Origin of the sequence: Bacteroides sp. 41_26 (assembly GCF_949740115.1) — a bacterium.
In the GTDB taxonomy this organism is placed as follows: domain Bacteria; phylum Bacteroidota; class Bacteroidia; order Bacteroidales; family Bacteroidaceae; genus Bacteroides; species Bacteroides nordii.
This window is the reverse complement of record NZ_CATJGZ010000119.1, coordinates 1-7,326: the sequence shown is the minus strand read 5'-3', so window position 1 is coordinate 7,326 and position 7,326 is coordinate 1. Positions and strand designations below refer to the sequence as shown.

The 7,326-nt window shown below is 49.1% G+C and carries 7 protein-coding genes; 2 read left to right on the top strand and 5 right to left on the bottom strand.

The window, feature by feature from the left end; translation table 11 throughout:
- A partial coding sequence (gene rplT / locus QX565_RS17845; protein WP_289293777.1) for a 50S ribosomal protein L20 occupies positions 1–225 on the top strand: 225 nt, incomplete at its 5' end.
- 360 nt (positions 226–585) lie between these two features.
- Positions 586–1,353, top strand: a complete 768-nt coding sequence (locus tag QX565_RS17840) for an EFR1 family ferrodoxin (protein WP_289293776.1) — start codon at positions 586–588, stop codon at positions 1,351–1,353.
- Positions 1,354–1,417: 64 nt separating this feature from the next.
- Here the strand turns inward: QX565_RS17840 and xpt are convergent, their stop codons facing one another.
- From xpt to mltG, 5 genes are all read right to left on the bottom strand, one after another.
- Positions 1,418–1,984: a xanthine phosphoribosyltransferase gene (gene xpt, locus QX565_RS17835; RefSeq protein WP_044166434.1), complete on the bottom strand. Its 567-nt coding sequence runs from the start codon at positions 1,982–1,984 to the stop codon at positions 1,418–1,420.
- A 112-nt stretch (positions 1,985–2,096) separates the two neighbouring features.
- Entirely contained in the window at positions 2,097–3,404 is a 1,308-nt protein-coding gene (locus QX565_RS17830; protein WP_002561635.1) for a phenylacetate--CoA ligase, read from the bottom strand.
- A gap of 96 nt (positions 3,405–3,500) precedes the next feature.
- Positions 3,501–4,085, bottom strand: a complete 585-nt coding sequence (locus QX565_RS17825) for an indolepyruvate oxidoreductase subunit beta (protein WP_002561634.1) — start codon at positions 4,083–4,085, stop codon at positions 3,501–3,503.
- A 3-nt stretch (positions 4,086–4,088) separates the two neighbouring features.
- The gene (locus QX565_RS17820; RefSeq protein WP_289293775.1) at positions 4,089–5,681 is read right to left on the bottom strand and encodes a thiamine pyrophosphate-dependent enzyme; all 1,593 of its coding nucleotides are present in this window, start codon (positions 5,679–5,681) and stop codon (positions 4,089–4,091) included.
- A 240-nt stretch (positions 5,682–5,921) separates the two neighbouring features.
- Complete coding sequence (gene mltG / locus QX565_RS17815) at positions 5,922–6,959, bottom strand: endolytic transglycosylase MltG (protein ID WP_289293774.1); 1,038 nt, start codon at positions 6,957–6,959, stop codon at positions 5,922–5,924.
- Positions 6,960–7,326: the final 367 nt, after the last annotated feature.

The window sequence follows — 7,326 nt, the reverse complement described above, 5'->3', positions numbered from 1 at the left end:
TTGACTTACGCGTTCCGTGACCGTAGAAATAAGAAAAGAAACTTCCGCGCTCTTTGGATACAACGTATCAATGCTGCTGCACGTCTTGAAGGAATGTCATATTCTAAGTTGATGGGCGGTTTGCACAAAGCCGGTATCGAAATAAACCGCAAGGTTTTGGCTGATTTAGCAGTAAATCATCCGGAAGCTTTCAAGGCTGTAGTTGCTAAAGCAAAAGCTGCTTAAGTTACACAGTGTAAGAATTATAGGTGCCGGTTGCTTTACAGCAACCGGCATTTTTCTTTTCCGGAACTCCCTCCGGACGGGAGAAAAAGTTATTTTGAGGGTAAACAAAAAGCTGCTTTTCCTTGTTTATCTCATACAAAGTTGTTACATTTGTGTAGTTAAAATATTAGCCGTATCGACTTGATCGGGAAACTCTTCAAATTAATCTGATAAACCGAGAACGCTTCAGCTCTCAATGGCGGGCCACATCCTTCGGGACAGCTTAATGCCGGTGGATTACAAAGAGGGCGAGCACTCAAATCTTGTTCTATCAGAGTTTCATCACATCGTCGGTGCGGCTTTTTTATACCCCTCCCCTTTATGATATTTTATTTTTCTGGTACAGGAAACTCTAAGTGGATTGCAGAGCAGCTTGCTGGTGTGCTGAAAGAACAATTGATATTCATTCCGGAAGCTATGCGGAATGCAGTTACCCATTATGAGCTGGCCGATAAAGAGAAGGTCGGTTTCGTATTTCCTATTTATTCCTGGGGGCCTCCTCCTATTGTTCTCCAATTCTTGCAGAGTTTATCTTTGTCTAATTATCATAGTCAGTATTTCTTTTTTGTGTGTTCGTGTGGTGATGATACCGGGCTGGCTCAGCAGGTGTTTTGCGACGCAGTGGCTGCAAAGGGATGGAGATGTGATGCGGGATTCTCAGTTACTATGCCTAATAATTATGTATTGCTTCCTGGTTTTGATGTAGATTCTAAAGAGGTAGAGAAACGGAAGCTGGATAATGCTGTTCAGAGAGTGGGCGAAGTGGGAGAGATGATAGAGGAGAGGACTAAATCTTTTCAGTGCAACGAAGGGCGTTTTCCTTTTATTAAGACGAAGTTGATCAATCCTCTTTTTATCAAGAAGGGCATATCAGTGGGGAAATTTCATGCAACGGATGCCTGCATTGCCTGTAAGCGGTGTGAGAAGGTTTGTCCGATGTTGAATATCGTGATGGTGGGTTGGAAACCGGTTTGGGGAGCAGATTGTACTTCCTGCCTGGCTTGCTATCATGTATGTCCGCAGAAGGCTGTGCAGTATGGGAAAGTCACAAAGAAAAAGGGGCAATACTTTAATCCGAATGTAAAATGACTGGCGGCTGCTGCCAGATTTCTAAAATCCGAATATAAAGTGTTCCCCGTAGTCCGCTGCCGTGTTATCTGATTTTTATCTGGCAGTTTGATAAATCTTCGATGATAGCCAGGCTCTCTACACGTACACCTTGCTCTTCAAGTGTTTTCCGGCCATTTTGAAAGGCTTTTTCTATAATGAATCCCATTCCTACCAGATTGGCGCCCGATTGCTTGATCAGGTCCAGCACACCGAGGGCGGCATTTCCATAGGCGAGAAAGTCGTCGACAAAGAGCACATTGTCTTCGGGGGTGAGGAAATCGGAGCTGATAACTACTTCATAGTCACGATCTTTGGTGAAGGAGTGTACGGTGGTGCTCAATGCGTTCTGAATGGTTTTGGGCGATTTCTTTTTGGCAAATACAACGGGGAGGTCCATGAGATAGCCGGTCATGATGGCGGGGGCAATGCCGCTGGCTTCTATGGTCATGATTTTATTGACATTGGTGGCGGCGAAGCGGCGAACAAATTCTACTCCGATGGATTTCATTAATACAGGGTCCATCTGATGGTTGATGAAGCTGTCTACTTTGAGGATACCGCCTTCAAAGCATCTTCCGTCTTGCTGTATTCTTTTCTTTAATAATTGCATAATGAATAAGGAAAATGGGGACATATCAACGTGTCATTTGCTGAGGAAGTTGATATGCCAATGCGTCAATTTGGGGAGGGAGGGCCTCCTGATTGGCGCATTGGTGTATTTATTATATATTGTTTCTCAGGTCTTTTACCCTTACTGCTTTGCCTTCGCTTTGGGGGAGAGAGCCTTTTTTGACCAATTTAAGTTTGGGGGTAACCAGTATTTCATCTTTAAGCTGGCGGGTGATTTCTTTGCGGATGCGCTCCAGTTCGATGTAGTTATCGGTAGAGAGATCGCTCAGTTCTACTTCGACGATCATTTCGTCTTGGTTGTTGACTGTCTCCAGGGTGATGAGGTAGTTGCTGCCCAATTGTGGGAATTGCACGAGTATCTTTTCCACCTGCATCGGGAAGATGTTGACTCCTTTGATAATGAACATGTCGTCACTGCGTCCTTTGATGCGGTCTATGCGCAGATGAGTGCGTCCGCAGGGGCATTTTCCGGGTAGGATGCGGGTGAGGTCGCGGGTACGGTAGCGGAGCAGGGGCATCATTTCGCGGTCGAGGGTGGTGAGTACAAGCTCTCCGATTTCTCCTTCCGGAACGGGTTCTCCTGTTTCGGGATCGATGATTTCTACAAAATAGCAGTCTTCCCAAAAGTGCATGCCGTTTTGTTCGGTGCACTCAAAGGCTACACCGGGACCGTTCATTTCTGTCATTCCGAAGCTGTTGTAGGCTTTGACGCCCAGCATGCGTTCTATTTTCCTCCGTTGTTCGTCTGTGTGAGGTTCGGCTCCGATGACGAGGGTTTTCAGGGTGGTGCCTGTGGGGTCCAGTCCTTCTTCCTGAAAGACTTCTGCCAGGCGTATGGCGTAGCTGGGAATGGCATGCAAGGCGGTGGTTTTGAAATCGTTGATGAATTTTATCTGCCGTTTGCTGTTGCCTGCGGCGGCTGGTACGGTGAGTGCTCCCAAACGTTCGGCTCCGTACTGGAATCCGAGGCCACCGGTAAACATACCGTAACCGGAACTGTTTTGAAATACATCCGTTTTGCGGATGCCTACCATGTAGAGGCAACGGGCAACGAGGTTTGCCCAGGAGTCGAGGTCGTGCTGTGAATGTACGATGACGGTGGGGTTTCCGGTGGTTCCACTTGAGGAGTGGATGCGTACGCCATCTCTTTGCATGTTGCCGGCTACGAGTCCGAAGGGGTAGTAGGCGCGCATGTCGGTTTTGGTGGTGAAGGGTATTTTCCGGATGTCGTCCAGTGTCTGGATGGACTGGGCGGTGATGCCGTGTTCTTTAAAGACCTTTTGGTAATAAGGAGCATTTGCTGCTATCGAAACTGTTTTCCGGAGCCGTTGCAGTTGTAGTTCGTTCAGCTTTTCGCGGCTCATGGTTTCTATATCTTCTTCCCAGTATGTTGTATTCATGGTTTTTATTAATTGGAGCAATGGAGTTGATGTGCCAATTGTGCTGCGGTGGTTTGGACGCGGACAATTGGCACATTGTGTTGTATCACATTGGTGTTATTTGATTAATTTTTCGGCTATTTCCTTGCCGGCTTCCAGTGCCTGGAGGTTCATGTCTACGATGGCCTCTCCTTTGCGTTGGAATATCTCACGAATGCTGTCTTGTATTTTCTGGTAGTCGATGCCCAGGAATGGGATGGTGGCTCCCAGCAATACGATGTTGGCTACGCGTGCCGAGCCTACTTCTTTGGCTACTTTGTCTACATTGAGCACTACTTTGTGGGGGAGTTTGCCGATTTCGGCCAGTACGTCTTCCTGTGCGGGATAGTTGGGGATGTTGACGAACGGTGTTTCGTTGGTCACCAACCAGCCTTCGGGGCTGAGGTAGGGCAGGTAGCGTAGTCCTTCCATGGGTTCGAGTGAGATGATGAGGTCGCACTTTCCGGAGGGGATGAGGTCTGACGCAATGGGTTGGTCGCTGATGCGGAGGTTGGATTGTACGTCTCCTCCGCGCTGGCTCATGCCGTGTACTTCGGCTTGCTTCATGTATAGCCCGTCTTTCAGGGCTGCCTTACCGATGACTGTGGCGATTGACAGAATGCCCTGTCCGCCTACTCCTGATAGTATGATGTCTTTTTTCATGGTTTACTTGTTTCTTTTTTTACGTGCTAATGTTTGGATACACTCTCTGCGGGGGATGATGACTGACACGCCGTGGTAGTTGAGTTCTTCGCGTATGATCTGTTTCATTTCTTCGTAGTTTTTTTTCAGCGGGGTCATCACGCGGATGTGTGCGGGGTCAACTCCCAGTCCTGTGCAGATGGCTTCGATGCGTCCTGTTCCGGCAGAGTCTTGTCCACCGGTCATGGCGGTGGTTTCGTTGTCGGAGATGACGATGGTTACATCGGCATTTTCGTTGACGCAGTCCAGCAGTCCGGTCATGCCGGAGTGTGTGAAGGTGGAGTCGCCGATAACGGCTACGGCGGGGGAAAGTCCTCCGTCGGCAGCACCTTTGGCCATGGTGATGGAGGCGCCCATGTCTACGCAGGAGTTGATGGCGTTGAAGGGTGCGTTGGCTCCCAGTGTGTAGCAGCCGATGTCGCTGAATACTTTGTGTGTGGGGTATTCTTCGGTCAGCACCTGGGTGAGTGTGATGTACATATCACGGTGTCCGCAACCTTCACATAGGGCGGGTGGGCGCATTTCGACTACGGAAGGTACGCTGAATTCGGATTTGTTTTCTTTGCCCACGGCACGTGCCACGGAGTCTGGGTTCAGTTCTCCGTCTTGTGAGAGTGTGCCGTCGAGGCGTCCTTTTACTTTGAGTCCGATGCCCAGATAGCCTTTGAGTTGTTTTTCGACGAAAGGCTGGCCGTCTTCGAGGACGAGTATTTCGTCACAGGCTTTCACGAGCTGCATCAGTTGTTTTTTGGGGAGTGGGTATTGGCCTATTTTGAGTACGGGGTATTCGCAACCTTCCGGATAGTTTTCCATGAGGTAGTTGTAGCCGATACCGCAGGCGATGATGCCCAGTTTCTTGTTGGGGCCGTCGGTGTATTTGTTGTAGGGTGATGCTTCGGAAGCGCGGATAAATTCGTCCTGGCGGGCCAGCAGTGCTTTGTAGCGTTTGCGTGCATTGCCGGGCAGGAGGATAAACTGGCGGGGATCTTCGGCAAAGGCGATTTCGTTTTGTGGTTTTTGCGGTTTCTGTTCTACGCCGGAACGTGAGTGTGCCAGGCGGGTTACCATGCGCAGCAACAGGGGTTCGCCGGTTTTTTCGGAGAATTCAAATCCATTGTACACCATGTCGTAGGCTTCCTGCTGGTTGCTGGGTTCGTACATCGGGATGAGTGAGAAGTCGCCATAGAAGCGGCTGTCTTGTTCGTTCTGTGAGGAGTGCATGCTGGGATCGTCGGCGGCTACTACGATCAGGCCACCTTTTACGCCGGTGATGGCTGAGTTGATGAAGCAGTCGGCAGCTACGTTCATGCCTACGTGTTTCATGCAGACGAGTGCGCGTTTGCCAACGAAGGACATGCCCAGGGCGGCCTCCATGGCTGTTTTTTCGTTGGCTGCCCAGCGGTTGTGTATGTTTCTTTCACTCGTAATGGGAGACATCTGGATGTATTCCGTTATCTCGGTTGAAGGGGTGCCCGGATAGGCGTACACGCCTGAGAGTCCGGCATCCAGTGCAGCTTGTGCAATGGCTTCGTCGCCAAGTAAGAGTTGCTTGCTCATATCTTTGTTTTTTAATTAGTGTTAGTCACGGTTATTTTTATTTAGTAGTCAGGTAGTTAAGTAAGTAGTAAAGCGAGTAGTTAAGTAGTTAAGCAGTCAAGTAGTTAAGTAGAAATGTTTCATTTTATCTATTCTACTTGCTACTTGACTACTTGACTACTTAACTACTTACTTTACTACTCGCTTGCCTACTTCTAGTCTTTGGCAAAGATACATTTTTACGGTCATTTTATCACAGAATTACTTGAAAATCTTTCTTTCGTTCAGTGCTTTCCAGTATTTTCTGGCATTTGCCATGTGGTCGGTATAGTTGGATGCAAAGTTGTGGGTGCCCGAGAAATCTTCTTTGGCACACATGTACAGGTAGTTGTGGCGGGTGTAGTTGAGTACGCTGTCTATGCCTTTGGCTGAGGGGATGCGTATCGGTCCGGGAGGGAGCCCGGTGTTGGTATAGGTGTTGTAGGGCGATTCTACGCGCAGGTTTTCGTTGGAGATTCTTCTCAGTCCGAAGTCTTGCAGGGCAAATTTGATGGTAGGGTCTGCCTGAAGGGGCATTCCGGTGTGCAGGCGGTTGATGTAGAGTCCGGCTACGGTGGGTTTTTCGGCGTTGTTGTTCGTCTCTTCTTCCACAATGGAGGCGAGGGTGCACACCTCTTCGGGGCTCATGCCGATGGCCTGGGCTTTGGCGAGGCGTTCGGCGTTCCAGAATTTCCGGTGTTCCTTCTGCATGCGTTCAAAGAAATCGTTGGCGCTCATGTCCCAGTACACTTGGTAGGTTTCGGGGATGAAGAGGCAGGGCATGGTTTCGGGGTTGTAACCCAGTTGCTGCTGGAAGGCGGGGTCGAAAAGGGGGGCAGCTATTTCGGCAGAGTCTATCATGAGTTGGCGGGCTACGCTGCGTGCCAGGCGGTCGAGGGTACGAACGCTGCCGATGGTGAGGTTGATGGGCTCCTGATAGCCGCGGGAGAGGCGGCTGTAGACGTGATAGGCGTTGTCGCCGGGGCGAATGGGGTATCGTCCGGTGTGGATTGTTTTTTCGAGTTGCCGGTATTTGGCCAGCCAGCGGAATCCGGTGAGGGTGGTGGGATGGCCGTAGGTTTTCACCTTATTATATATGGAGTCGGCTGTGTCGTCGCGGTCGATGTATACGTAGACGGTGCGGGCCGGATGAAACTGTGGATACAGAAGGTAATAATAAACGGTTCCGGCAGCTGTTGCGCAGGCGATAAGGAGGATGGCCAGGAGGCTGATGAGGATTTTTTTCTTTTTCTTTTCCATGGGGAATGTTGACGTTATAAAAACGGGTCAAAGGTAACAAGAATCCGAGTAATTCCGGAGGTTTTGCAGGGGAAATATTTGGAGGGGAGGAGCGGAATTTGTAGAAAATAGGCAAGGCGTTGGCTGCATGGAGGCAAGGCGTTGGCTAGATGAAGGCAAGGCGTTGGCGTTTTCACCACGGAGGACACAGAGTTTTTTTAGATCTTTGATGAAACGCAGATAAATAATGAGCATATTGGCAAATTATTCATACTTCACCACAGAGTGACACAGAGTTTTTTAATCTTTATTGAAACGCAGAATTCTAAGACCTGCGCAAATATTTGTGCAAGAAAAAACAGTTAAATAAGTTAAATGGGTTGCTATC